Origin of the sequence: Marinobacter sediminum, from assembly GCF_023657445.1 — a bacterium.
In the GTDB taxonomy this organism is placed as follows: Bacteria; Pseudomonadota; Gammaproteobacteria; order Pseudomonadales; family Oleiphilaceae; genus Marinobacter; species Marinobacter sediminum_A.
The window spans coordinates 2,739,448-2,764,547 of record NZ_JAGTWY010000001.1 but is presented as its reverse complement, the minus strand read 5'-3'; the positions used below and the strand labels follow the sequence as shown (position 1 = coordinate 2,764,547).

Below are 25,100 nucleotides of genomic sequence, written 5' to 3'. Positions count from 1 at the left end.
TTAGCTGGCCTTTTCTGTCGAACGCCCAATGATATGACTGGCCAGGGCAACGCCGGTTTCGTTCATGGTGAGGTAGGCTTCATTGGCGCCAGCTTCCCGAATCTGGCGAGCTTCGTCTTCGTACATGGTGTGGGCTACGATGTAGCCCCGGAAACCCAGTTTTCTGAGCATCCGGGCGGCAATGAGCTTACCCTCGATATCGCCAAGCGCAAGAATCACCGAATGAACATCCGGCATGTGCAGGCCGTTCCAGAAGGAGGCATCTTCGGCATCGGCAAAGACTACATTACGTCCTTCCTTCTGATGCTGGCTGGCCTTGGCTGGGTCTGAGTCAAGTCCTATCAGCTCAGTTTCCTGCTGTTTTACCCAGTCATAGGCCGCGGTACCGGTTCGTCCCATGCCCATAATCAAAACCCGGGTGTTGCCGAGGGACAGTGGTTGCTCATCCGGATGATGTTTCTGGCCTTCAAAGCGGCTCAGGCGATGGGCGAATCGCTCGTAGAGGCTATGGGCCAGCCGGTTTAGGGGAGCTGAGATCAGGAATGACACCGCAACCGAGATGGCCAGGGGCACCAGCCACTGCGGTAGGGCAATGCTTGCGACAATGAGTCCGAATTCGCTGTAGTTGGTCAGTGCGAGCGAGCTCAGGAAGGCACTTCGGGCGCGGAGCCGGAAGGCCAGCAGCAGGAAGAAAAAAAGAATGCCTTTCAGAGGCAGGACCAGCGCGGCTACCAGGGCAAAGGCCAGTGCCTGGCTGTCGGGCAGTCCGCCGATTCCGATCTGCAGGAAAAAACCAACCAGGAAGACTTCTTTCACGCTCCAGAGGGACTTGGATAGCTCCTGGGAACGTGGATGGCTCGCCAGCATCGCGCCGAACACCAGGGCGCCGAGTTCCGAGCTCAGCCCCACGGATTCGAATCCGTAGCCTCCCAATACGAGCGCCAGCAAAAGGCCAAGCAAAACCAGGAGTTCATCGTGACCACTGGCATCAAGCAGTCGGAACAGCGCGGGCCTGAGCAGGGGCAGGCCAAACACGATCAGTGCCCACTGGGACGGTGACTGGCCAGCGGCGAGGCTCATAACGACCAGCGCGATCAGATCCTGCATGATCAGGATGCCGATGGCGACCCGGCCATGGAAAGCACGAAGCTCTCTCTTGGATTCCAGGACCTTGGCTGCAAGAACGGTTGAGGAGAACGACAGGGCTATGGCCAGCATGAATGAGGTCTGCCATGAAAGATCCAGCAGCAGATAAAGGCCTGGCGTAAAAACCACACAGGTTATGCCGAAGTGCAGCAGGCTACCGCCGATGACTTCCGGGCTGATGATGGAGCGCAGTTTCAGCTTGAGGCCAACAGTAAACAGCAGCAGAAGGACGCCCATATGCGCGATATGTTCGAGGGCATCGGTGGATTCTATGGTCATGCCGGTGGTGGCAGACAGACCGCTAAGGACGAAGCCGGCAGCAAGGTAGCCTACCAGCGGGGGTAAGCCGATAGCCTTGACCGTGAGGCCAAGGGCGAACGCAAATGAGATCCACAGAGCTTCAGGCATGAGTCATTCTTTCAGGTAACACTGGACAATGCCTGTAAGGCTATCCTGTTTTGTCAGCTCAGTGTAGTCGAGCAAGGTGGAATCTGTCTGAATTTACTCGGATTTTGATTTGATCACCGGTGAGCGTCGATAAAATCGAGGAACAACCTGGCGGATTCTTCGGGAGCTTCAATCATGGGGGCATGGCCAATGCCATCCAGAACTTTCAGGCGAGCATCCGGAATGGCTTCAACGAACAGCTCGCCGTTCCGATAGTTGATTACCCGGTCTTCACGGCCCCAGATGATCAGAACCGGATCCTGAATACGGGTAATGGTGTTGCGGAACTCCAATTCATACCTGCTGTCGCGAAGAGCCGCGAAAATGACCTTGTTCACCGCCTGGTTGGCGATGGCCTTTTCTTCCATCACGCCAAGAACTGGCCAGGGCACAAAGGGCTTTTTTTCGAGTGCGAAATCCATCAGCCGATCAAGGTCTCCGGGCCTGGAGGGAATCAGCGGATTGTCACCATCCAGAACCAGGTCCACAAGTTCACTCTCGTACTCCACAATCCCTGCCGGGTCGAACAATACTGCAGTCTTGACCTGTTCGGGATAGGCGGCGGCGTAAAGGGCGGTAATGGCACCGCCCATGGAGTTGCCCATCATGTGTGCCTCGCCAACGTCCAATGCCTTCAGAATATCGGCCAGATGTGCGACCTGCTCGTCGAGGCGGTATCCGAGATCCAGGGGTTTGCTGCTCTCTCCATGCCCGGGAAGGTCGATGGCATAAACATTGAAGTCACCGGTCAGTTCGTTGGCAAAGCGGGTCCAGTTATCCTTGTTAGCGCCGAAGCCATGGATCATGACGATGTTATCGCCGTTGTTCCGTTCCGCGTTTTGGAGGTACGCGATCTCAAGTTCTCCCACCTGAATGCTGTCGGCTTCAAGTCCGGCGCTGCTGCGCTCCAGATTGATAGCGGTTTCATAAAGACTCTGTCGTGAGCAGGCGCTGAGGAGCAGGGCGGTGAGCAGAATAAAAAACAGGGTAAGCGGGGCTTGGCGAGACATGTAAGGCTCCTGGTGGTGACGGCGAAGAGACATCCTGTGCAGCGCCTTACAATATCCCATAAAAAAGCCCGGTCAATGACCGGGCTTCGATTCCGTGTGCCGGGTCAGGATTGCTCCCGGGCAATGGCCCGATATGCAATGTCCTTGCGATAAAACGCACCATCCCACTGGATGGTTGCCGCCAGCTCATACGCCCGTTTCTGGGCTTCGGTAACCGTATTACCCAGGGCCGTTGCACACAGCACGCGTCCGCCGTTGGTCACTGCCTGATCGCCGTTGAGCCGTGTCCCGGCGTGAAATACCTTCTCGCCTTCGATTTCGGTCTCTGGCAGGCCGGAAATAACGTCACCTTTGTTGTAGCTGCCCGGATAGCCACCGGCGGCGAGCACGATTCCTACAGAGGCGCGGTCGTCCCAGTCAGAGCTGCACTGATCAAGCTTTCCGTCGATAGCGGCATCGCAGAGTTCCACCAGGTCAGACTGCATGCGCAGCATGATTGGCTGGGTTTCCGGATCGCCGAAGCGACAGTTGAACTCAATAACCTTGGGAGCACCGCTGGTGTCGATCATCAGACCTGCGTACAGGAAACCCTTGTAGGGCTGCCCTTCTGCGCTCATGCCGCGTACGGTCGGATAGATTACCTCGTCCATGATGCGCTGGTGTACGTCAGCGGTGACAACCGGTGCGGGAGAGTATGCGCCCATACCACCGGTGTTGGGGCCAGTATCGCCATCGCCGACCCGCTTGTGGTCCTGGGAGGTGGCCATAGGGAGCACGTGCTCACCATCCACCATAACGATGAAGCTTGCTTCCTCGCCGTCCAGGAATTCCTCTACGACTACACGGCTGCCGGCATCGCCAAAGGCGTTGCCCGCGAGCATGTCGCGAATGGCGTCTTCTGCTTCCTCAAGCGTCATCGCCACAATGACGCCTTTACCTGCGGCCAGGCCGTCGGCCTTGACTACGATGGGAGCACCTTGTTCACGCACATAGGCCAGGGCCTGGTCCACGTCGGTGAAGTTGGCGTAGGCCGCCGTTGGGATCTTCTGGCGTGCCAGAAAGTCCTTGGTGAAAGCTTTGGAGCCTTCTAGCTGGGCCGCTCCGGCGCTGGGGCCGAAAACCCGCAGGCCGCGCTCGTCGAATCTGTCGACGATGCCGGCGACCAGAGGCGCTTCCGGGCCGACGATGGTCAGTCCGACGTTGTTGGTGGCGGCAAAGTTGCCCAGCCCATCAATGTCCATAACATCAATATCGACGTTTTCCAGTCCGGGTTCGCGTGCGGTACCGGCGTTGCCGGGGGCAACAAACACCCTGTCTGCATCTGGTGACTGGGCTGCTTTCCAGGCCAGGGCGTGTTCGCGTCCGCCGTTGCCGATCACAAGAATGTTCATATTCAGAATCCTTTAGCTTATCCGGGATCAGTGGCGGAAATGGCGCATACCGGTGAATACCATGGCAATGCCGTGTTCATTGGCGGCATCGATCACTTCCTGGTCGCGCATTGACCCGCCCGGCTGGATAACGGCCGTAATCCCCGCCGCGGCAGCTGCGTCGATACCGTCGCGGAAAGGGAAGAAGGCATCGGAAGCCATGACGGACCCCTTCACCTCCAGATTCTCGTCGGCGGCTTTGATGCCGGCGATCTTGGCGCTGTAGACACGGCTCATCTGGCCCGCGCCAACGCCAATGGTGCGCCCGGTTTTGGCGTAGACGATGGCGTTGGACTTGACGTACTTGGCAACTTCCCAGGCGAACAGCAGGTCATTCAGCTCTTCCTCGGACGGCTGACGCTCGGTAACCATTTTGACGTCTTCCATGGCCACCATGCCCAGGTCTCGGTCCTGAACCAGCAGCCCGCCCGTTACACGCTTGTAGTCCATGGTCTGGGCGCGTGCGCCATCGATGTCGCCACACGCCAGAAGGCGCACGTTTTTCTTGGCGGCGACCAGTTCAACCGCTTCGGGAGCGACGGTCGGGGCGATGATCACTTCCACGAACTGGCGATCAATGATCGCCCTGGCGGTTTCCGCGTCCAGTTCCCGGTTGAAGGCGATGATGCCACCGAACGCTGAGGTCGGGTCGGTGGCAAAGGCCAGGTCGTAGGCCTGGTGGATGTCCGCACCGATAGCAACGCCGCACGGGTTGGCGTGCTTGACGATCACGCAGGCCGGATCCGCAAACGGCTTCACACATTCAAGTGCAGCATCGGTATCGGCGACGTTGTTGTAGGAGAGTTCCTTGCCCTGCAACTGTTTGGCGGTTGCGACGCAGGCCTCCTTCGGGTTGCGCTCGGCATAGAAAGCCGCCCGCTGGTGCGGGTTTTCACCATAACGCATGTCCTGGACCTTCACGAACTGGGCATTGAAGGTGCGTGGGAACTCGGCGTTGTCGTTGTCCGGCGTGCGGCCACCCAGATAGTTGGCAATGGCACCGTCATAGCCTGCGGTGTGTTCAAAGGCTTTCACCGCCAGGTCGAAACGGGTGCTGTAGGTCAGTTCGCCGTCGTTGTCTGCGAGCTCTTTCAGAACCCGGCTGTAATCGGAGGCATTAACAACGATAGCCACATCGTTATGGTTCTTGGCGGCAGCACGAACCATCGTGGGTCCGCCAATGTCGATATTCTCAATGGCCGTCGGCAGGTCGCAGTCCGGACTGGCGACGGTTTCCTCGAACGGGTAAAGGTTGACGACGACCATATCGATCGGGTCAATGCCATGCTCATCCATGATCGCGTCGTCGGTGCCACGACGGCCGAGAATGCCACCATGAATTTTCGGGTGCAGGGTTTTCACCCGACCGTCCATCATTTCCGGGAATCCGGTGTGGTCTGATACTTCAGTAACCGGGATGTTGTTTTCCTTCAGGAGGCGGAAAGTGCCTCCGGTGGAGAGCAGTTCGATACCGCGTTCGGTCAGGGTCCGGCCGAAGTCGACGATGCCGGTTTTATCACTCACGCTGATCAGAGCGCGACGGACTGGGGAGTTAGCCTGGTTTGCCATGATTCACTTTCTTCGCTGGAGATGAACGAATAAGGGCCTCGCGAATGGTTTCCGGGAGGCCCTTATGAAGACAGGGTGTCTGGATTATAGCAGACCGTACTGCTTCAGCTTTTTGCGCAGGGTGCCGCGGTTCAGTCCAAGCATGGTGGACGCCTTGGTCTGATTGTTGCGGGTGTACTTCATAACCTGTTCCAGCAGTGGGGCCTCCACTTCGGAGAGTACCAGCTGGTACACCTCGGTTACGGGAGCGCCATCCAGCTGGGCGAAGTAGTTTTTCAGGGCAACCTCGACGCTGTCACGCAGAGTGACGCTATTGCCGCTGCTGTTTATCGTCTGCAGCTGATGAATATCATCGTTGGCTGGAGTGCTCAGAGTGTCATTTACCAAAGTCTCAGCGGTCATGCTGCGAATACCTCTCCATTTCGTAAGCCTGCAAAGTACTGTTGAATGCTGTCTTTCTGCTCCAGCCCATCGTCGATAGCGTTGAAGCATTTACGGAACTGTTTGCTTTCGTCGTGGGACTGGAGGTACCAGCCCACATGCTTTCTGGCGATACGCACACCCATTTTCTCACCGTAGAAGCTGTGCAGCTCAATCAGGTGCTCGATCAGAACCTGTTCCACCTCATCCAGGGGTGGTTCCGGCAGATGCTTCCCGGTCTCCAGATAATGGAGGATTTCCCGGAAAATCCAGGGGCGTCCCTGGGCCCCCCTGCCAATAAGCAGGCCGTCCGCGCCTGTGTGCTTCAGCACGTACTGTGCTTTTTCCGGTGAGGTGATATCACCGTTGGCGAATACCGGGATTTGCACCCGGGATTTGACCTCGGCGATGGTGTCGTACTCGGCGTCACCGTTGTACTTGTCCGCGCGGGTACGACCATGGATTGCCAGGGCCTGGATGCCGGCGTCCTCTGCCATCCGGGCAATGATCGACGCGTTGCGGTTATCTGAATCCCAGCCTGTGCGCATCTTCAGTGTGACCGGAATGTCCACTGCATTGACGACGGCTTTCAGAATCTCGCCAACGAGGCTCTCATCTTTCATCAGGGCTGAGCCTGCCGCCTTGTTACACACCTTCTTGGCCGGACAACCCATGTTGATGTCGATGATCTGGGCGCCGAATTCAGCGTTCTGTCGGGCTGCATCGGCCAGCATATCCGGGTCACCGCCGGCGATCTGCACAGAGCGCGGCTCGGGTTCGCCCTGGTGGTTGAGGCGTGTCCGGGATTTTCGCGTATGCCAGAGCTTGCTGTCCGCTATGACCATTTCTGACACCGCCAGTCCAGCACCCATCCTGCGGCATAAAAGCCGGAAGGGACGGTCTGTCACGCCGGCCATGGGCGCAGCAATGAGCGGGTTGGGCAACGTGTACGGCCCGATTTTTGCCGTTGGCAGCATGATCTGAGTCCGTGTCACAGCGGGTTAAGCAAGAGTCGGATCTGAACGGCTGTTCAATAAATAACCGATCCAGGTCCGAAGGGCGCTAATGATACCGCCGGGGGAAGCGTGATTGAAGGGGCTTGACTGCGAAAAAGCTGATTATTTTTCGTTCTTTTTGGTTGACTTTTGTTCTAGTCGGTGGGGGTCACCCTTCAATGTCGAGTAAATACTCGCTTACGACCTCAGGGTGAAACCGAGCGGAAGTTGATGTTGTAGTTCACTGCATCCCGACCGGGGTCACGAATGTTAATGGCTATGCGCACTGGTGTACTCCGCGGCATGGCGTCCAGGTTTCGGCCTTCTCCGGCCAGGTATTCTTCAGGCAAGAAAATGCTTTGCGCGACAATATCCCCGTTGAGGTTGGAAAAGGTCAGTGCAATGGCGGGGAAGGGTTGCTCAAAAGCCGCCCGGTTGATGATAACGGCATCCACCAGCAGTTGGCTGCGATTGTCCGGATCGGTTCGGACGACCAGTTTGCGGCTCTGGATGGCGTCGACATTGATCAGAGGCTTCAGTTTGCAGCCTGCCAGCTCACACCCCTTTTCGTAAAAGGGGCGCAGCTCGGGAATGGATGAAAGTCGGTCGAACTGGAACCAGACGACCTGCGCCACCAGAGTGCCAGCCAGGGCCAGGACGACCATGGTCCAGATCACAGTGCGCAGCTTGCCGCTACCATTACCCCCGACTGCGACCGGGTCACGACGAAGGTCGTTGAACTGGACCGTGGCTGCCATTGGCTCAGCGCGCTGGTCGTCCTGTCGGTCGAAGTCATATTCGGGCTCGTCCTGAAACGGCTCGAAGAAATCATCTGCCGCCGTCGGGGCGGACGCCGTTTCCTCTTCTGCCCTGAAGCCTGACTCGGTCTCCCGGGCTGATAACCTGGCAGGTTCCGGCTGATCGTGTTTCGCGTGGGACCGGGCGCCAGGTGTTCGCTCTTCAGAGGCTGGTTCGGGTTTTGGTGCCGGATCTACTGATTTCTTCCTTGCTTCAGGTGCAGAAAACGAGTGGTCATTATCTTCAAGAATTGCTTCTGCCCAGCTTTCATCAATTTTTTGACCGGCGGTGTCGTCGTCAGCGTCCGGGAAGTCTGAGGCGGCCCTGTCGTCAAACGTGCGGAAACTGTCACTCAGCTCATCGTCAGAAAATGAGGTCTTGCTGCCCGCATAAGGGCCGTCGGCCGCATCTTCTTCGGGGTTATCCGCAAAGACAAAATTTTCTTCCGTGGGATGCGGGCTCGTAGAGGTGGAGGCGCTGGCGCCATCAGACTGGGCGCCGGTTGCTGGCGAGGTTGCGGCCTTCGCAGTTCCCGGTACAACCTGGTGTTGAATGGCGTTGAATACCTCCATACAGTTCCCGCAGCGCACCTTGCCCTTGGCAATACCAAGCTGTTCATCAGTGACCCGGAATCGGGTCTGACAATTGGGGCATTGTGTCTGCAGACTGCTCTGGCTCATACTTCCTTCCTGAAAGCGACTAGGCTACGAGTGACGGAGTTTAGTCGTTAAGGCTGCATTCGTCATCTGTCGTTGCGCCGTCCTGTGAGACGGACCCATTCTTCACGCTGTTCAGGCTCATCCATGACAAACCAGGGCTCGTAGGCGTCCATCACTTCCCGCGCCTGATGAGAGAGGATGCCCGACAGAGCCAGGTCTCCGCCAGGGCGCGTCAGCGCGGCCAGATGTGGAGCAAGGCCGATCAAGGGCTGAGCGAGAATATTGGCGAGCATGACGTCCGCTTTGGTGTCGGGCTCATTCTCTGGCAGATAGAGATCCAGTTTGCTCTCGTCAACACCGTTGCGGCGGGCATTTTCGCGGCTGGCCTCCAGCGCCTGGGAATCGGTATCGACACCGATAACGTGATCGGCACCGAGCAACAGGGCAGCCAGGCCCAGAATTCCCGAACCACAGCCGTAGTCGATGACCTGCTTGGCCTGAACGTCCTGCCCGTCCAGCCACTCCAGGCAAAGCGCTGTGGTCGGGTGGGTTCCGGTTCCGAAGGCAAGGCCCGGATCAAGCATCAGATTGGCGGCGTCCGGATCCGGGGCATCATGCCAGCTGGGTACGATCCAGAGCCTTTCACCGAATTTCAGGGGGTGGAAGTCATCCATCCACGCCCGTTCCCAGTCCTTGTCTTCAACCAGGGTGACCTCTATCTCGGCCAGGCTTTGCTGGCTTTGCTGGTGCCAGGCATTGCGGATATCCGCGCATAGCTGATCGATCTCCCGGTCCGATTGAAAAAGGCCGGTAACGGTCGTCTGGCTCCAAAGAGGAGTGGTGCCGGGGTCTGGTTCGTAGAGGGGCTGATCGGCGGCATCTTCCATGGAGACGGCATCTGCGCCCATTTCCATGAGCAGATCCTCCAGCTGATCCGCATTGTCGGGATCAGCCGGGATCTGGAGTTGTATCCAGGGCATACGCTTTCCTGCATTGGTGATACGGGACATTAGTCCCGCATCAGTTTCTCGAGGTAATGAATGGTGAAGTCTACCTGTTTAAAGCCACCATCGCGTACCAGATTCCTGTGCAGGGGTTGATTGGTCTTGATGCCTTCGATAACCAGCTCGTCCAGAGCATTCTTCATGCGCCGTCGGGCGATTTCACGGTCATCGCCCCAGGTAATCAGCTTGGCCACGAGCGAATCGTAGAATGGTGGCACCGTGTAACCACTGTAAAGGTGCGAATCGACGCGAATACCATTGCCGCCGGGGGCATGGAAGTGCTTTACCTTGCCTGGGCTGGGCACGAAGGTCTTTGGATCTTCTGCGTTGATCCGGCACTCGATGGCGTGCCCGGAAATATGAATATCATCCTGGGAATACTGCAGTGGCAATCCGCTCGCAATGCGGAGCTGCTCGCGCACGATATCGACGCCAGTCACCATCTCGGAAACCGGATGTTCCACCTGAACCCGGGTGTTCATTTCGATGAAATAGAATTCACCGTCCTGGTAAAGGAACTCAAAGGTTCCGGCACCCACGTAGCCGATTTCCTTGCAGGCATCCACGCAGGCCTTGAGTGTCCGTTCCCGGGATGTCGGGTCGACGTTCGGTGCCGGCGCCTCTTCAATAACCTTCTGGTTCCTGCGTTGCATGGAGCAGTCGCGATCGCCCAGGTGAATACAGTTGCCGTGCATGTCCGCCAATACCTGAACTTCCACGTGACGCGGGGCTTCCAGGAATTTTTCCAGGTATACGGTGGGATCACCGAAGGCGTTCCGGGCTTCGCTCTGGGTGATCTGTACACCCTTGAGCAGTGCTGCTTCGGAATGGACTACCTGCATGCCGCGGCCACCGCCGCCAGATGCTGCCTTGATCATGACCGGGTAGCCGATCTTGCGCGCGATTTTCAGCGTTCGCTCATCATCATCGGTCAGCGGTCCATCGGAACCAGGAACCGTTGGTACACCGGCCTTGATCATGGCGCTGATGGCAGAGACCTTGTTGCCCATCAGGCGGATAGTGTCCGCTTTCGGGCCAATGAAGCGGAAACCGCTTTTTTCGACCTGCTCGGCGAAATCCGCATTTTCTGCGAGAAAGCCATAGCCGGGATGAATGCCGACGGAGTCCGTGACTTCCGCAGCGCTGATGATTGTCGGAATGTTGAGGTAGCTTTCCAGGGGGCTGTTGGGGCCGATACAGACAGATTCGTCTGCCAGCCTCACGTGCATCAGGTCGCGGTCGACCTGTGAGTGCACAGCCACTGTTTTGATGCCCAACTCCTTGCAGGCACGCAGAATCCGGAGGGCAATTTCACCCCGGTTTGCGATCAGAACTTTTTCTAACATGGCCATGAGTAGCAATCACCGAGTTCAGGAAATGACGATCAGGGGCTGATCAAACTCCACCGGCTGGCCGTTCTCGACCAGAATTTCTTTCACGGTGCCGCTCTTGTCGGCCTCGATCTGGTTCATCATCTTCATCGCTTCCACGATGCAGACAACCTCACCCGCTTCTACCGACTGGCCAACTTCAACAAAGGCCTTGGCGGTGGGTGACGGGGAGCGGTAGAAGGTGCCAACCATGGGCGACTTGAGGGAGTGGCCGCTCGGCGCTGCCGGAGCGGATTCGGTCTGCGCCGGTGCAGCCGGCTCGGGCGCCGGTGCAGGGGCATGCTGTGGCGCCGGCGCCGGGTAATGGCTCAGGTACTGGGTGCCGGCAGGTTGTTCGCGGCGGCGGGAGATGCGAACAGAGTCATCTCCCTCATGAATCTCCAGTTCCTCGACATCGGATTCATCGAGCAGCTCGATTAGTTTCTTGATCTTGCGAATATCCATAGTTATTCCAGTCCCGTTATGTCTGGTCTATCGGTGAATTCGTTGTAGGGCCGCCTGGAGAGCGAGATCGTACCCCTGGCTGCCCAGCCCGCAGATAACGCCCTCGGCGATATCGGAAAAATAGGATTGGTGGCGGAAGGATTCCCGCGCGTGGACGTTGGAAAGATGCACTTCGATAAAGGGAATGCCCGAAGCCAGCATGGCGTCCCGCAGGGCAATGCTGGTGTGGGTGAAAGCAGCCGGATTGATAATGATGAAATCCACGCCTTCGCCCCGAGCTTCGTGAACCCGCTCGATCAGCTCATATTCAGCGTTGGACTGAAGGTGCAACAGATGATGCTCCTTCTCCGCAGCTTTTTGCCGCAACCGGTCGTCGATGTCGGACAGAGTCTCGTAGCCATATACCCCAGGCTCGCGGGTGCCGAGCATGTTGAGATTGGGGCCATGGAGCACGAGAATTGTCGACATGGTTCAGTCTGCCTTAATGTCTTTTATTCAGGATCGCCGAAAATGACGGCACTTTCCACCAATGGTGAGTACTTGTTTAGCTCAGATCAACACTTTTTGACAATCATCCATGTTGTCCATTGGTCGTAAAAAGACGGCTCTTGAATAGAAGCGGGAACTTTCCGCTGATGACAATCATTGTCGTAAAGGGAGGAGGGAACTTCTATACGACGTTGGTTTCATAAAGAAGCGTCACCAGGCGGGAAACACCCGGTCTGGCGACGTGGGATCAGCTGCCTGCGAGCGTGACGCAGTTGCGGCCGTGCTCCTTGGACGTGTAAAGGGCGCGGTCGGCCCGCTCACAGAAGGCCTGGGAGCTTTCATTCTGCCAGCTTGCCACGCCACAACTGAATGTGACGTTGAATTCACGATCCCCGGCGGGCTGCAACAGTTCGGAGAAACGCTCGCGAATTTCATTGAGGACATTGCGGGCATCACTGGGCCGTGTGTCTGGCAGGATGATGGCGAATTCCTCACCTCCGTATCGGCCAATATGATCGGTTTTGCGCAGGCGCTGTTTGAGGAACATTGACAGGCTGCGCAACACGCGATCGCCTATCGGATGGCCGAAGGTGTCGTTGACCTTCTTGAAGTAGTCGATGTCGATCATTGCAAAACAGAGGGGCTGATCCTTCTGCCGGGCCCGGACGATTTCCTGTTCCAGCAGATGCAGGGTGTGAGTGTGATTGTACAGGCCAGTGAGACTGTCCCGAATCATCAGTGCGAGCAATGATCGCGCCCGACGGCCGCGGTTGTGGATGGTGGCGATCAGGTGTTTTGGGTCAATCGGCTTGGTCAGGAAATCGTCTCCGCCGAGGCTCATGGCGTGCAACTGTTTGGTAACGTCCTCTTCGGCCGACAGATAAATGATGGGCACGCTGTGGAAGCGGTCTTGCTGGCGAATCACCCGTGCGATTTCCATGCCGGTGCAACCAGGCATGTACATGTCCAGAATGATGATCTCGGGAGAAAACTCTTCCAGGGCATTAATGATCTGCATCGGGTCCGTGATGATGTGGGCGGTCATGCCGGCCTTTTTCAGCACCGTTTCCATGTACTTCGCCTGAGCCCGGGAATCATCCAGAACCAGAACCTTGTAGGGCTCCACGGTGTTGCCGTGGGTGTAAGTTTCGATCTTCTCAATCAGTTGGCCCGGATCCACTGCCGGGTAGAAAAACTCTTCCCCGCCCGACCGCGAGGCCCGCAAGCGGGTTTCAATGGTGCCATCTTCATCGCTCATGAAAATGATCGGGATTGGGGTGTCGTGGCGTTCCTGCAGGTGTTCGATGGTGGCTATGCCCGCATTAACATCGTTGCCAAAGTTAACGTCCATCAGGATGGTTTCGGGCTTATGCAGGGCGCAGGCTTCGATCAATTCCGACGCGGTGGTGAATGCAGATGCCCGAAACCCGAAAAACTCAAGCTGGCGAATCAGGCGGCCGGCCATTTCCTGGTTGGACAGGGCGATGTAAACCGGTGTGCGGCGATATTGGTGCGGCGCTTCTGTATTTTCGTGATCGGTGCGACGAAGGGTGCTTCGCGAGAGCGTTTCAATGGCGTCCTGAATCTGCCGCTCAAGCGTATCGTCCAGCGGGGTATCGCTATCCCAGTTTTCCAGTAGCCCCAGAACCTTCTTGCCAGCGTCTGTATGGCTGGCCATTTCAAAGCGCTGGGCATAGCGCACCAGTTTGTCCGTAGCTGCAGCAAATTCACCGCGATGCGCAGCGGACATGTTCCGGTCTTCATGAATCTTTTGCCAGGTATCCAGAACAACCCGGGCCTGGGTTGTCACACGTCGTGCGAAATGCTGCCTGAGTTTTTCTTTCTGGCTTTCGTCGTTCATTGTGCTCCGGCCTGTATCGCTTTTCGTTTTTAGTCGTTTTCCCTAGTCTGAATGATTTTTTTCAACCTTAGTCCTTTTCCAGAGTCTATAGTGTTTAGTGTTGTCGGCGTAGGTGGCGCTATGTAAATGTTTGTCAACTCTGCGCTGCAGGTCACAATCCGTCAGCCGGGCGGCAGACAGCCAATCGGAGAAGTCCTCCATGGCAAGGAAGCACATCAATATTGAGCGAAAGCAGCAGGGCGTCGTCACCCTGCGAACCTTGCTCCTCCTTTTTACCGGGGCCTTGCTGGTACTGATCCTGATTGCGGGCTTTGTTACCAGTTTCGGTTATTTCCGTGACTATGTGTCCGAGCAGCTTGCCGGGCATGCCCGTGATGGCGCCACGGCTGTCGGTCTGTCCCTTTCAAATGCCATTGATGCCCGCGATCCCGTGGCTGCAGCCTCCCTGATTGATGCGGTGTTCGACAGTGGTCGCTACCTTTCCGTGAAGTATCTGAATCATAAGGGCGGCGAGGTGGCTGGCCGCTCAATGACACTGAATGACATTGGCGTGCCGCCCTGGTTTCGTTCGATCGCAAACCTGAAGCTGCCGGTGGCCGAAGCGGAAGTCGTTCGGGGCTGGACCCGGCTTGGCAAGGTTCAAGTTATCAGTCATCCGGGGCGAGCCTACGAGGACTTGTGGAGAATTGCTGTCGGGCTGGTTGGAGGTGCAACCATATTCGGAGGCATCGGTCTTTTTGCCCTGTACCTGTTGCTTCAGCGAACACTACGCCCTCTGCATGCTTTGGAGATGCAGGCGCAGGCTCTCGGGCAACGGGATTTTCGGCGTCGGGTGACGGTTCGGTCAACCCGGGAGCTGAACCAGGTGACTACCGCAATGAATCAGATGGCGGACGATCTGGGGCAGCTTTTTGAAGGTCAGGCAAAGCTGATCCAGCACCTGCGTCGGTTGAATAACGAGGATTCGGTAACCGGCCTGTCGAGCCGCAGTGCTTTTGACCAGCGTTTGAAGGTGGAGGTGGAATCCGAAGAAAAGGCGGCGCCCGGGGTTCTGATGCTGGTTCAGTTATCGGACTTCGCGCGTTTTAATCAGGCCTGTGGTCGCAGCGAAGCTGACCGTTTGCTGTTGCGCATCGCCGCGGTGATTCACAATTTCCTGGAAGTGCATGTCGGTTCTTTTGCCAGCCGTCGGACGGGTGCAGAATTTTCCATCTTCGTGCCCGGGGTGGTGCCTGCGGACGCAAGTGTCTGGTGTCGTGATCTGGTGGCCGAGCTGGATGGCGTGTATGCGGGCATGGCCGCCCCAATGGATACGGCAGTTCATGCCGGTATGGCGCGCACCGGGGCGGGTCGCGGTGCCCGGGATCTCATGGCCGCGGCTGACGAGGCTTTACGTCTGGCCCAGGACGGCGGGGAATCGGCCTGTCATTTTGCGGACCCCGAGAAAAACGGCCACCACAACCTGGAAACCTGGCGGGTTATCATCAGTCAGGCCATCCGTGACAAGGCGCTTTCACTGTGGTTGCAGCCGATGGTGAGTGACCAGCAGGAGGGGCCGGTCTATCATCAGGTATTCTCGCGGATTGAAAGCGCGGACGGCCCCCTGAAAGCGGGTGTATTCGTTCCCATGGCTGAGCGCTTTGGCTTGATTGCAGATCTTGACCGGCTGCTCATTCAACAGGTGCTGGCGCGTTTGGGCAAGAGGCCGGGCCAGCCCCTGGCAGTTTCCCTTGGCAGTGCCTCCGTGGCCAGTGAGTTTTTCCGCAAAGATGCGATTGGCATGCTTGAAGAAGCGGGTCCCAGCGCCCGTAACCTGTGGATCGGGATTTCAGAGCATACTATCCACCACCATCGTACAGCGGTGGGTTTGCTGGTCAGGGCACTGGGACGTCTCGGCGTGTCGGTGCTGGTGGATCGGTTTGGAGTCGGCGGGGTGCCCTTCAACTATCTCAGGAATCTGCAGTTCCAGGCATTGCGTGTTGATAATAGTTTCATTCACGATATTGATACCCATGCGGACAACCGCTTCTATCTGGAGTCTGTGCTCTCCATTGCTCATAGTCGGGGGGTGAAGGTTTTTGCTACCGGAGTGGAAACTGCGGCGGAATACTCTGTACTCTCTAAACTGGGTATTGACGGGGCCATGGGTTACCATCTTGGTCGGCCGTTTGCTGCTGACAACCAATCGACAGGGGATTAAGAGTCTATGCCAGGCAAAATCAGACAGTATTTCAGGGACAAGAAAGACGATGTTCAGGATTATGCTGGCGGCAACGGTGTGATCGGCAAATTCGTGCTGGCAGTTTTGGTCGTCTATATGCTGGTGGCTGTGATTCTGGGAATGTACTGGAGCAGTGAGCCCGAGACCTTTTCTGTCCGGGAACACACTCGATCGGTGTCCAATACAATGGAGCGCGAGCCGGTAACGGGTTTTGTAACTACCGTGACCATGATTCGTATTGCCGAAACACTTCTGCACAAGCCGGGCGGCTACATCTCCAACGACATTTTTCCGCCGGGACTTTGGCTGGATAACATGCCCAGCTGGGAATTTGGTGTACTGGTTCAGCTGCGCGATCTGTCCAGGGCCATGCGTCGCGACATTGCCCGTTCCCAAAGCCAGTCTGCGGAAGACCCCGATCTGATTATTGCGGAGCCACAGTTACATTTCGACAGCGGTAGCTGGGCGATTCCGTCCACGGAGGCGGAGTATCGTCGTGGTATTGATGCGTTGAAGAGTTATTTGAACCGGCTATCCAATCCGGGGCAGGCCAATGCGCAGTTCTTTGCGCGTGCGGATAACCTGAGTAACTGGCTGGCTGACCTGGAAACACGTTTAGGTAGCCTCTCGCGCACCTTGGGTGAAAGTGTGGGTAAGGCATCCGTATCTGATGCAGTCGACAATGTGGATGAAGCCGACCCCCTTGCAGAAGAGACCGGCTCGAGCGACGTAAAAACCCCATGGACCAAGATTGATGATGTGTTTTACGAGGCTCGGGGCAGTGCCTGGGCTTTGCTGCACATTTTCCGTGCTATCGAGGTCGATTTCCGGAAGGTGTTGCGGGACAAGAATGCAATGGCGAGTGTCAAACAGATTATTATCGAGCTTGAAGGTGCCCAGGGCGCGATGTGGAGCCCCATTATCCTGAATGGCAGTGGTTTTGGGATTATGGCCAATCACTCTCTTACCATGGCGGCTTATATCTCCCGTGCCAGCGCCGCGATCAGTGACATGCGGGATCTGTTATCCCGGGGCTAATCAGAACCGTTTACTGGCATGCATAAAAAAACCGGGCTGAACGCCCGGTTTTTTTATGCATCGAGAAACTGGTCAGCCTTTATAAGCGTTGACTGAATCCATGATGGCTTTTTTGGCAGCGTCGGCGTTGTCCCAGCCTTGTACCTTGACCCACTTGCCCGGCTCGAGAGTCTTGTAGTTCTCGAAGAAGTGCTTGATCTGGTCGCGCAGCAGCTCCGGCAGATCGGTGATTTCTTTTACATTGTGGTAAGTGGTTGTCAGCTTGTCGTGCGGAACGGCAACCAGTTTGGCGTCACCACCGGCTTCATCTTCCATGTTCAGCACGCCCACCGGACGACAGCGGATAACCGAGCCAGCCTGAACCGCGTACGGAGTAACAACCAGTACGTCCAGCGGGTCGCCGTCGTCGGCCAGGGTGTGCGGGATAAAGCCGTAGTTGGCCGGGTAGAACATGGGCGTGGCCATGAAACGGTCTACCAGCAGCGCGCCCATGTCTTTGTCCAGTTCGTACTTGACCGGGGAGCTGTTGGCCGGAATTTCGATGGCAACGTAGATGTCTTCAGGCGGGTTCTTGCCTGCGGGAATGTTGTCGAATTGCATGTGCGATCCTTCCTGGTACGTTAACGGTACGTTTAACTGCGCTTAAAAAGTGGGCGCAATTATACGGGAGTATCCTGCAGTTCGAAACTAAACCTTGGTCGTGAGCGAGGGCGCTCGCAACCCGGCATCTGGCTTCCTCACAAGTCGCAGTCTTCAAAGCCGGATCTGCTTGGCTATCAGCTCCTTCATAATCTCGGTCGTACCGCCGCCAATGGAGAGGATTTTGGCATCCCGGTAAAGCCGTTCCACCACCGATTCGCGCATGTATCCCATGCCGCCATACAGCTGGACGGCTTCCCGGGTAACTTTCTCGCATACGTCTACCGAGAAGTTTTTTGCCATCGCGACTTCCTTGATCGGGTTCTTGCCCGCTTGCATCAGCGCCGCGCAACGGTAGGTGTATTCCCGGGCCACGTCTATCTGGGTAGCCATGTCCACCAGTTTGTGGCGGGTGATCTGGAAGCCGGCGATGTTCCGGCCAAAGGCCTGGCGCTGCTGGCTATAGTCCAGGGCCGCCTCGTAGGCGAGCTGGGCAGTCATGTAGGCCATGATGGCAAGCATCAGGCGCTCGGCGAGGAAATTGCTCATGATGGCAATGAAACCAGCATTCTCGGCGCCAATCAGGCGCTCGGCGGGAACGCGGCAGTCTTCGAAGAAGAGTTCGGCGGTATCGCTGGCCCACCACCCCATCTTCCGGAGCTTTTTTCCAGTAGAGAAGCCGGGCATGTCCCTGTCTATAAGCAGCAGGCTGATTCCCCCGTGGCCTTCGCCGCCCGTGCGTACTGCAACGGTGTAGTGGTCGGCGCGGGTGCCGCTGGTGATGAAGGTTTTGCTGCCATTGACGGTGTAGTGGTCACCGTCTTTGACGGCTCGCGTTTTAAGGTTGGCGACATCGGAACCACCGCCGGGTTCGGTGACGGCCAGGGCGGCGATTTTTTCTCCGCGCAGGACCGGGGGCACGATCTGTTCACGGACTTCCCTTTTGGCCCACTTGGCGACCGGGGGCAGGCCGATGTCCAGTGAGCCAAGGCTGGCGACAAGTCCGCCGGATGTGGAGCGCATGAGCTCCTCTGAGACAGCCACTTTCAGAAAAATATCGTTTTCACCCGTGCCGCCGAGCATTTCCGGGAAGCCGATGCCAAGGAGGCCTGCATCGCCTGCTTTTTGGTAAAGATCGCGGGGGAACTCGCCTGCTTCTTCCCAGTCGTCAATATAGGGCAACACATGGGTGCTGATGAATTTGCGGGCACTCAGGCGGGCCTGGTCATGAATGTCGTTGAAGTAATCGGACACGGAAAACCTCCCTGTGATCGGAAATCATGGGATGAAGTGTCGCGCATATTATTATACCAAGCAAGCGCTTGGTATGTGGCCTGGCAGGCAGAAAACTGGCCCGAACAGCCAGCTTTCGGTTCCCTGATGCGGGGGCAGAATTCAGCTGCCTTTGCGGGGGATGCTTTCCACGCCCTTGCTGGTGCCCAGAAGCAGCAGGTCTGCGGGGCGGCGTGCGAACAGGCCGTTTGTCACAACACCAACTATGTTGTTCAGCTGCTCTTCCACCAGGAGTGGCCTGGAAATATCCATATTATGGATGTCGATGATGATATTTCCATTGTCGGTAACCACGCCTTCCCGATAGACCGGATCTCCGCCCAGTTTCACAATTTCCCGGCCAACATGGCTGCGGGCCATGGGGATGACTTCCACTGGCAAGGGAAACTGGCCCAGCACGCCGACCATTTTTGATTCGTCAGCAATGCATATAAAAGTCCTGGCGACAGCCGCGACGATCTTCTCGCGGGTCAGTGCGCCGCCGCCGCCCTTGATCAGCTCCAGGCGCTCGTTGGTTTCATCGGCACCGTCCACGTAAAACTCCAGTGAACCTGCGCTGTTCAGGTCGTAGACCGGAATACCATGGCTTTTGAGGCGCTCGGCGGTCGCTTCTGAGCTGGCGACCGCACCATCGAATTCATTTTTCAGGTCCGCGAGCATGTCGATGAAGAAGTTGGCAGTACTTCCGGTACCAACACCAATGATACTGTCGCTCTCAAGCCGCGGTTCGATGTAGTCCATAGCGGCTTTGGCAACTGCTTTTTTGAGTTCGTCCTGGGTCATTTGGAGCTCCGGCGGCAAATCTGGATGAGTTTGGTGTGTATTATAGCGCCTCCGTGCGGTCTGCTTATAGACGGCTGCCGTGCAAACTTTCTACACTGTCGGTTTTTCCAGCCATACACCAACAACCGGAATCACTATGCCGCAACGCTACATCAAGAAGATTCTCGATGCGCGCGTCTATGACGTGGCCATCGAAACGCCTCTGACTGAAGCCCGCAGTCTTTCGAAGCGCTTTGGCAATAACATTCTGCTTAAGCGTGAAGACCTTCAGCCGGTGTTTTCCTTCAAGATTCGCGGTGCGTATAACCGGATAGCCCAGTTGTCTGAGGAGCAGAAGTCCAAGGGCGTAATTTGCGCGTCTGCCGGTAATCACGCTCAGGGTGTGGCGCTGGCGGCCAAGAAACTGGGTATCAAGGCGGTTATTGTGATGCCCCAGACGACCCCGGAGATCAAGGTGCGTTCGGTGCGGGATCACGGTGCAAAGGTGGTGCTGAAGGGGGATGCCTTCGACCAGGCTGCGGATCATGCCCAGGAACTCATTGAGAAGCATGGCTACACTTACATTCCGCCCTTCGACGATCCGGATGTAATTGCCGGCCAGGGTACGGTGGCCATGGAACTGATGTGGCAGTTCAGTAAGCCCATTCATGCCGTATTTATCTGCGTGGGTGGCGGTGGCCTGATTGCCGGTATGGCGGCCTATATCAAGTACCTGCGTCCCGAAATCAAAATCATTGGTGTTGAGCCGGAAGACTCCAATTGCCTGCAGGCAGCCATGAAAGCGGGCAAGCGTGTGGTATTGGATGAAGTTGGCATATTCGCTGATGGTGTGGCGGTGAAGCAGATCGGCAAATACCCCTGGGAGATCTGCAAGGATCACGTGGATGAGGTAATCACCGTATCCACCGACGAAATCTGTGCGGCGATCAAGGATATCTTCGAAGATACCCGTTCCATCTCGGAACCGGCGGGTGCGCTGGGTGTCGCTGGTATCAAGAAATACGTTGAGCGCGAAAAGATCGAGAATGAAAATCTGGTGGCGACACTGAGCGGCGCCAACATGAATTTCGATCGGCTGCGTTATATTTCCGAGCGCACGGAAATCGGTGAGAAACGGGAAGCGATCCTGGCGGTGACCATCCCCGAGAGGCCGGGTGCGTTCAAGGCGTTTATCAACGCCCTGCACAAGCGCAGCATCACCGAGTTCAACTATCGATACGCGGATGCCACCAACGCTACCATTTTCGTGGGCATTCAGATTCAGGCCGGTGGATTGGGCCGGGATGAACTGGTACAGGATCTGCGGGAAAATGGTTACTCGGTGGTGGATCTGACCGATAGTGATATGGCAAAACAGCATATTCGCCATATGGTGGGCGGTCATGCGCCGAGTATTACCAATGAAAAGGTATTTCAGTTTGAGTTCCCGGAGCGCCCGGGCGCACTGCTGAAATTCCTGATGTCTCTGGGTACCCGCTGGAACATCTCAATGTTCCACTACCGCAACCATGGTGCTGCCTATAGTCGGGTATTGCTGGGCGCGCAGGTGAATGACAACGAAGTGAAGGACTTCGAGACGATGCTCGACAAGGTCGGGTTCCGTTATGAGAACATGACCGACAATGAGGCATACCAGTTGTTTCTCGGTGCCGGTAACCATCGGCCTGACTAATGCGAGCCGGGAGTCGTGTCCGGAGGGCCTCCGGATTCGACTCCGAATTCCAGTTAAAATATTACCGAATTGTAACCTGTCAAAAATTGTAAAACTGAAGATGCGTGTTAGTCTTTCGTCTAATTCTTGGAAACAAGAATAGACCGCTGATTTTCCAATAATTTAACAATTTTATCTAAAGGAACTGAGGATCATGGGTGGCAAGCCTGACATTATCAAAGCCATAGTGCTGATTTTTGCTGTTGGCCTTGTTATTACCGGCTTTACTTCCATTCACGCCTCTGAAGACAAACCCCGGATTCAGGATAGCGTCGTGATTGGCGCAGTTCAGGCGGGCAACGACCGTTTAAACCGGTAGCAGTATCGGTCCGTAACCACGCTATGCAGTGGCACATCCCAGGGCTCAATCGGTAAGGCTTTCATCTTCTGGAAGTCATGAGCCAGACCAATCAATTTTGGTGCCAGCCCGGGCCTCAGGCGGCTGAACGCAAAGGTTCGGTCATAGAAGCCTCCTCCCATACCCAGCCGACCGCCATTCTCGTCAAAACCAACCAGCGGAAACAGCACCGCATCCAGTGCCCAGACAGGTCGCTTCAGGCCCTTGCTGAACGCCGGCTCTGGTATGCCAAACCGGTTGGCCTTCAATTCAACGCCATCGAAATAGGGGCTGAAAACCAGCTTTCCGGGATGAATCGGGTGCAGTACGGGCAAGTAAAATTGCACGCCCTTGCGCCGGGCAATGTCCATATACAGATGAGGGTCGATTTCGCCATCGTTGGGCAAGTAGATGGCTATGTGGCGCGCACGGTGCAGATCCGGGTTTTTCAGCAGGTTGAGCGCAAGGTATTCGGCGGCCTGTTGCTGCTCCTCGAACGTCAGTGCCTTCCGTTGTTGCCGTAGGTACTTACGCAGTTGGCTGCGGGAAAGTGTGTCTGGGTGGGATTCGAACGGTTGGGGCTCGATAAACTGGCTCAAAATAAAGCTTCCCGGGCTGCCGTTATCGGATGTGGTCCTTGAACCCAAAGTTCAAGAAAGCTGTTAAATACGCTATTTAAAACAGTCATTTACGGTCGACTCAGTGCCTACTTTGTACCAGTGGTTTGTAATATGAGCAAGTTTCCCAGAGTCTAATTCTAAACTCCGTGTCTTTCCGGGTTGTTTACCCATGCAGAAATATCGCGAACGAAATCCCAAATGTCACCTTCCTCAGGACGCACATAGGTTTCGCTGTCCGTTGAATGGCCTAGAGTGTTGAATGCGTTCAGTAGCCAGTTTCTTTTTCCTCCCTCAGGCGGGATATTAAGGTATCCCAGCCAAGCTTCAACTTCTCCTATTGGAACAACGAAAATCCCATAGTCTGCTAAATTCCTTAGAAATTGTTCGGCTGCCGGTTTCATTTCGCCTTCAAAGTCGCGAATGCCTCCCTTTTTCCAATCAACGCCATGGTCCTCGCAGTATTGGGCGAGTTCGGCGCGAAATTGACACCACGTATTGATAAGTGCCGAACTTATAGAAATCTCCCTGAGCATCTGCTTGAATTCCACTCCCTTTTTAAAGATGTCAAAATCCACGGCAATGGCGGCAGGAATACCCATCTCTCTGAGCGGGCCTGCGATCTTGGCGACAGATTGTTTGCCTATGGCATTCAGAAACAGAGCTTCTGATGAATTGGAGGTTTCAAACTGGGCTAGCCTATCGTTGATTTCTTGATATAAAGCTCTATCGGCGTCAGCTTCACACACGACAGCCCCCTCATGAAACAAAGCACTGAGGACTCCACTTGAGCGCATTAGGGGGGATTTGATGATTTCATTGAGGCGATCATGGCTTAACAAACGGGCGGTCGATACGTCGCCTTTGTGTGTGAGTCGAACAATGTTTACTCTGTCGCTGCCTTGAACACACCCCATTAAAAAGTCGGCGCTGTGAGTTGCGATGAAACTGCACGCATCACGGGACCCTGATACTGCAGCAAGTTCTTTTCCTAATCTTCGTGCCAATGGCGGATGTAGAAAGGCTTCGGGCTCATCAATCAATGGGATTTTGTAGTCCTGTCCCAGAACGGTTGCGAGCATTCCGGTAAAAGCTTTAACGCCGTCTGAGGCATAAATAATTTCGGTGGCATCACGATGAAAATCTCTAGCCCTTTGGTCCAAGGATTGCTCCTCGGCCTCGTCGGCAGGGGGCCTCTTGGACATCCGAGCTCTTAGCTGATTTGCATTAAGCGCGTCGATGGTGAAGTACGTGCCGAAAGCCTCACTAGTGAGGTCCCTGATCTTTGCCCGAGCTTCAGGGTCTGTCCAGAGGGCTGCCAATATATTGGTCGGTGTAGCCAATAAATCGCCTCTGTTGTTTGGTCTGAGGAGCGTAGTTCTAGTTTCGCCATCGAGACGAACCGTGAGAAAGGAAAAATAGAATCTCGTTAGATTCGGAAGCAGTCGTTGGTTCACCCAGGTCTCTAGTTGGTCGATGGGAAGAACTTCCCTTGGCTTTTGACCCTGGTAGGCATTGAGGCGCTGAACAATTATGGAGTTTGCGCCGACCTGCTCATTCTCGTTGGGTGGAGTCTTCTTCCTCTCAATATCCTCTTTGACCGTCTCGTAGGGCGGTACATTAAAGTCTAGGTTTTGAAGTATTTTATTGTTTGTAGACTGGTACGTGTTACAAAACCGTTCAATTTCTTTAAGTATTAAGCTTTTGCCGGAGTTGTTGGGCCCCACGAAAAGAGTGATCCCAGTCGGAACAATGCTGAGGGCTTCTGAATCTCGTGTCGCGCCGAACCGTAGTTCCATCTGACTAATGGGTTTCATCTTCATTCCTTTGTGATTTTCCTGATTTGACGGCGCTGCCGCCGAAAGCCTTCACAATAAATACATGTTCGAACGTATTTGGGTCAAAAATTTCTCTGCAATTATCTAGTTAGTGCTGATTCCAAATTTCCCCCCTAGCCCCTCCCATCGAGTGTCGCTCAATGCTGGACCTTTGCTTCTCAAAGTATTGTGGGAAAGCGCGGATGGGTTAGCTGAGAACGAAATGTACGAAACTTTGTGCGAAGATTCAGACACTGTCCGATATCAAATTTTGATATTTTCGGACACTCTGCGTACTTTATGTACGGAAATTTTAATTTTCGGACAGTCAGTGCGAGGTGTGTATGTGGGTAGGCTTTGCTCGAGTCTCCACCAGGGAGCAGGACCTGAACAATCAACTAGAAGCTCTGCGGCAATCAGGCTGTGAGAAGACCATTCACGGCAAGCATTCAGGTTCATCTGAAGAGAACGATGGCAAGCTGGCGGAGCTAGTAAGCTTTGTTCGGGAGGGGGATGTCGTCGTGGTAACAAAGCTGGATAGGCTAGGGCGTTCATTGAAGATGATCTTGCAGACATTGGAGGACATCCACGACAAAGGGGCCATGCTTAAGACTCTCGACGGTTCCATTGATACCAGCCAGCAGACGCCCTTTTCTAAGGCTATGGTCTCGCTGATAGGGACCTTCGCTGAGCTCGAGCGCAATCTGATCGTTTCCCGAACGACCGAAGGTCGGGAAGCTGCTAAGAAAAAGGGCGTTAAGTTTGGGCGTAAGCCTTCTTTGAGTGAGGAGGAGCAACTGCAAGCTTTGCAAAAGCTCAGAACGGGGCAATCAGTGAGGGCGACGGCCAAAGAATTCGGGGTAACTCGACAGACTTTGTATCGAGTCCTGAAGAGATTTCCCCGGGAAGGAGTCAAAGGTAGGCCAGGGAGCTCCTGAGGCAGGCTGTGTAGTCCTCTTGGGTGGGAAGTCGAACGGTGCA

General features: G+C 55.7%; 22 protein-coding genes. 5 read left to right on the top strand and 17 right to left on the bottom strand.

Annotation, left to right across the window (positions count from 1 at the left end; genetic code table 11):
* From KFJ24_RS13110 to KFJ24_RS13055, 12 genes are all read right to left on the bottom strand, one after another.
* Positions 1 to 1,554 carry a cation:proton antiporter family protein gene (locus tag KFJ24_RS13110; protein WP_250831539.1) on the bottom strand — a complete coding sequence of 518 codons (1,554 nt, stop codon included), beginning with the start codon at positions 1,552 to 1,554 and terminating at the stop codon, positions 1 to 3.
* Between the two features lie 113 nt (positions 1,555 to 1,667).
* The gene (locus tag KFJ24_RS13105; RefSeq protein WP_250831538.1) at positions 1,668 to 2,603 is read right to left on the bottom strand and encodes an alpha/beta fold hydrolase; all 936 of its coding nucleotides are present in this window, start codon (positions 2,601 to 2,603) and stop codon (positions 1,668 to 1,670) included.
* Positions 2,604 to 2,707: 104 nt separating this feature from the next.
* Positions 2,708 to 3,994: a phosphoribosylamine--glycine ligase gene (gene purD / locus KFJ24_RS13100; protein WP_250831537.1), complete on the bottom strand. Its 1,287-nt coding sequence runs from the start codon at positions 3,992 to 3,994 to the stop codon at positions 2,708 to 2,710.
* Between the two features lie 27 nt (positions 3,995 to 4,021).
* Positions 4,022 to 5,602, bottom strand: coding sequence for a bifunctional phosphoribosylaminoimidazolecarboxamide formyltransferase/IMP cyclohydrolase (gene purH / locus KFJ24_RS13095; RefSeq protein WP_250831536.1), 1,581 nt, complete (start codon positions 5,600 to 5,602; stop codon positions 4,022 to 4,024).
* An 84-nt stretch (positions 5,603 to 5,686) separates the two neighbouring features.
* Entirely contained in the window at positions 5,687 to 6,004 is a 318-nt protein-coding gene (fis, locus tag KFJ24_RS13090; RefSeq protein WP_250831535.1) for a DNA-binding transcriptional regulator Fis, read from the bottom strand.
* Positions 6,001 to 6,999: a tRNA dihydrouridine synthase DusB gene (dusB, locus tag KFJ24_RS13085; RefSeq protein WP_250831534.1), complete on the bottom strand. Its 999-nt coding sequence runs from the start codon at positions 6,997 to 6,999 to the stop codon at positions 6,001 to 6,003. Before dusB ends, fis begins: the two co-directional genes overlap by 4 nt.
* Positions 7,000 to 7,223: 224 nt before the next feature.
* Positions 7,224 to 8,495, bottom strand: coding sequence for a DUF3426 domain-containing protein (locus tag KFJ24_RS13080; protein ID WP_250831533.1), 1,272 nt, complete (start codon positions 8,493 to 8,495; stop codon positions 7,224 to 7,226).
* Positions 8,496 to 8,557: 62 nt separating this feature from the next.
* Positions 8,558 to 9,454: a 50S ribosomal protein L11 methyltransferase gene (prmA, locus tag KFJ24_RS13075; RefSeq protein ID WP_250831532.1), complete on the bottom strand. Its 897-nt coding sequence runs from the start codon at positions 9,452 to 9,454 to the stop codon at positions 8,558 to 8,560.
* A 29-nt stretch (positions 9,455 to 9,483) separates the two neighbouring features.
* On the bottom strand, positions 9,484 to 10,830 hold the full coding sequence (gene accC, locus KFJ24_RS13070) for an acetyl-CoA carboxylase biotin carboxylase subunit (protein WP_250831531.1): 1,347 nt from the start codon (positions 10,828 to 10,830) through the stop codon (positions 9,484 to 9,486).
* 18 nt (positions 10,831 to 10,848) lie between these two features.
* Positions 10,849 to 11,313, bottom strand: a complete 465-nt coding sequence (gene accB, locus KFJ24_RS13065; RefSeq protein WP_250831530.1) for an acetyl-CoA carboxylase biotin carboxyl carrier protein — start codon at positions 11,311 to 11,313, stop codon at positions 10,849 to 10,851.
* Positions 11,314 to 11,340: 27 nt separating this feature from the next.
* Positions 11,341 to 11,781 carry a type II 3-dehydroquinate dehydratase gene (aroQ, locus tag KFJ24_RS13060; RefSeq protein ID WP_250831529.1) on the bottom strand — a complete coding sequence of 147 codons (441 nt, stop codon included), beginning with the start codon at positions 11,779 to 11,781 and terminating at the stop codon, positions 11,341 to 11,343.
* Between the two features lie 268 nt (positions 11,782 to 12,049).
* The gene (locus KFJ24_RS13055; protein ID WP_250831528.1) at positions 12,050 to 13,663 is read right to left on the bottom strand and encodes a diguanylate cyclase; all 1,614 of its coding nucleotides are present in this window, start codon (positions 13,661 to 13,663) and stop codon (positions 12,050 to 12,052) included.
* Between the two features lie 199 nt (positions 13,664 to 13,862).
* On the opposite strand from KFJ24_RS13055, the gene KFJ24_RS13050 reads away from it, so the two are divergent.
* Complete coding sequence (locus tag KFJ24_RS13050) at positions 13,863 to 15,863, top strand: bifunctional diguanylate cyclase/phosphodiesterase (protein WP_250831527.1); 2,001 nt, start codon at positions 13,863 to 13,865, stop codon at positions 15,861 to 15,863.
* 6 nt (positions 15,864 to 15,869) lie between these two features.
* The gene (locus KFJ24_RS13045) at positions 15,870 to 16,922 is read left to right on the top strand and encodes a DUF2333 family protein (RefSeq protein ID WP_250831526.1); all 1,053 of its coding nucleotides are present in this window, start codon (positions 15,870 to 15,872) and stop codon (positions 16,920 to 16,922) included.
* 72 nt (positions 16,923 to 16,994) lie between these two features.
* Here KFJ24_RS13045 and ppa read toward each other — a convergent pair whose 3' ends face one another.
* The 3 genes from ppa to rpiA form a co-directional block, all read right to left on the bottom strand.
* Entirely contained in the window at positions 16,995 to 17,522 is a 528-nt protein-coding gene (gene ppa / locus KFJ24_RS13040; protein WP_250831525.1) for an inorganic diphosphatase, read from the bottom strand.
* Between the two features lie 153 nt (positions 17,523 to 17,675).
* Positions 17,676 to 18,815, bottom strand: coding sequence for an acyl-CoA dehydrogenase family protein (locus KFJ24_RS13035; protein WP_250831524.1), 1,140 nt, complete (start codon positions 18,813 to 18,815; stop codon positions 17,676 to 17,678).
* A gap of 141 nt (positions 18,816 to 18,956) precedes the next feature.
* Positions 18,957 to 19,637 carry a ribose-5-phosphate isomerase RpiA gene (gene rpiA, locus KFJ24_RS13030; protein WP_250831523.1) on the bottom strand — a complete coding sequence of 227 codons (681 nt, stop codon included), beginning with the start codon at positions 19,635 to 19,637 and terminating at the stop codon, positions 18,957 to 18,959.
* Between the two features lie 136 nt (positions 19,638 to 19,773).
* On the opposite strand from rpiA, the gene ilvA reads away from it, so the two are divergent.
* Together ilvA and KFJ24_RS13020 are read left to right on the top strand one after the other, a co-directional pair.
* Positions 19,774 to 21,309 carry a threonine ammonia-lyase, biosynthetic gene (gene ilvA / locus KFJ24_RS13025; RefSeq protein WP_250831522.1) on the top strand — a complete coding sequence of 512 codons (1,536 nt, stop codon included), beginning with the start codon at positions 19,774 to 19,776 and terminating at the stop codon, positions 21,307 to 21,309.
* A 193-nt stretch (positions 21,310 to 21,502) separates the two neighbouring features.
* A complete protein-coding gene (locus KFJ24_RS13020; RefSeq protein ID WP_250831521.1) occupies positions 21,503 to 21,667 on the top strand; it encodes a hypothetical protein in 165 nt (54 codons plus the stop codon).
* Here the strand turns inward: KFJ24_RS13020 and KFJ24_RS13015 are convergent.
* Both KFJ24_RS13015 and KFJ24_RS13010 read right to left on the bottom strand, forming a co-directional pair.
* Complete coding sequence (locus KFJ24_RS13015; protein WP_250831520.1) at positions 21,637 to 22,284, bottom strand: 5-formyltetrahydrofolate cyclo-ligase; 648 nt, start codon at positions 22,282 to 22,284, stop codon at positions 21,637 to 21,639. The genes KFJ24_RS13020 and KFJ24_RS13015 overlap by 31 nt on opposite strands.
* 158 nt (positions 22,285 to 22,442) lie before the next feature.
* A complete protein-coding gene (locus tag KFJ24_RS13010) occupies positions 22,443 to 24,125 on the bottom strand; it encodes an AAA family ATPase (RefSeq protein ID WP_250831519.1) in 1,683 nt (560 codons plus the stop codon).
* Between the two features lie 338 nt (positions 24,126 to 24,463).
* On the opposite strand from KFJ24_RS13010, the gene KFJ24_RS13005 reads away from it, so the two are divergent.
* The gene (locus tag KFJ24_RS13005) at positions 24,464 to 25,057 is read left to right on the top strand and encodes a recombinase family protein (protein WP_250831518.1); all 594 of its coding nucleotides are present in this window, start codon (positions 24,464 to 24,466) and stop codon (positions 25,055 to 25,057) included.
* Positions 25,058 to 25,100 lie beyond the last annotated feature (43 nt).

Bases quoted from the DNA above. Each gene is read 5' to 3' on its own strand.
- rpiA (WP_250831523.1), bottom strand. From the start codon at position 19,637: ATGACCCAGGACGAACTCAAAAAAGCAGTTGCCAAAGCCGCTATGGAC.
- accC (WP_250831531.1), bottom strand. From the start codon at position 10,830: ATGGCCATGTTAGAAAAAGTTCTGATCGCAAACCGGGGTGAAATTGCC.
- prmA (WP_250831532.1), bottom strand. From the start codon at position 9,454: ATGCCCTGGATACAACTCCAGATCCCGGCTGATCCCGACAATGCGGAT.
- aroQ (WP_250831529.1), bottom strand. From the start codon at position 11,781: ATGTCGACAATTCTCGTGCTCCATGGCCCCAATCTCAACATGCTCGGC.
- fis (WP_250831535.1), bottom strand. From the start codon at position 6,004: ATGACCGCTGAGACTTTGGTAAATGACACTCTGAGCACTCCAGCCAAC.
- ilvA (WP_250831522.1), top strand. From the start codon at position 19,774: ATGCCGCAACGCTACATCAAGAAGATTCTCGATGCGCGCGTCTATGAC.
- ppa (WP_250831525.1), bottom strand. From the start codon at position 17,522: ATGCAATTCGACAACATTCCCGCAGGCAAGAACCCGCCTGAAGACATC.
- KFJ24_RS13055 (WP_250831528.1), bottom strand. From the start codon at position 13,663: ATGAACGACGAAAGCCAGAAAGAAAAACTCAGGCAGCATTTCGCACGA.
- accB (WP_250831530.1), bottom strand. From the start codon at position 11,313: ATGGATATTCGCAAGATCAAGAAACTAATCGAGCTGCTCGATGAATCC.
- KFJ24_RS13010 (WP_250831519.1), bottom strand. From the start codon at position 24,125: ATGAAGATGAAACCCATTAGTCAGATGGAACTACGGTTCGGCGCGACA.
- KFJ24_RS13050 (WP_250831527.1), top strand. From the start codon at position 13,863: ATGGCAAGGAAGCACATCAATATTGAGCGAAAGCAGCAGGGCGTCGTC.
- KFJ24_RS13045 (WP_250831526.1), top strand. From the start codon at position 15,870: ATGCCAGGCAAAATCAGACAGTATTTCAGGGACAAGAAAGACGATGTT.
- purH (WP_250831536.1), bottom strand. From the start codon at position 5,602: ATGGCAAACCAGGCTAACTCCCCAGTCCGTCGCGCTCTGATCAGCGTG.
- KFJ24_RS13005 (WP_250831518.1), top strand. From the start codon at position 24,464: ATGTGGGTAGGCTTTGCTCGAGTCTCCACCAGGGAGCAGGACCTGAAC.
- dusB (WP_250831534.1), bottom strand. From the start codon at position 6,999: ATGCTGCCAACGGCAAAAATCGGGCCGTACACGTTGCCCAACCCGCTC.
- KFJ24_RS13080 (WP_250831533.1), bottom strand. From the start codon at position 8,495: ATGAGCCAGAGCAGTCTGCAGACACAATGCCCCAATTGTCAGACCCGA.
- purD (WP_250831537.1), bottom strand. From the start codon at position 3,994: ATGAACATTCTTGTGATCGGCAACGGCGGACGCGAACACGCCCTGGCC.
- KFJ24_RS13020 (WP_250831521.1), top strand. From the start codon at position 21,503: ATGGGTGGCAAGCCTGACATTATCAAAGCCATAGTGCTGATTTTTGCT.
- KFJ24_RS13105 (WP_250831538.1), bottom strand. From the start codon at position 2,603: ATGTCTCGCCAAGCCCCGCTTACCCTGTTTTTTATTCTGCTCACCGCC.
- KFJ24_RS13110 (WP_250831539.1), bottom strand. From the start codon at position 1,554: ATGCCTGAAGCTCTGTGGATCTCATTTGCGTTCGCCCTTGGCCTCACG.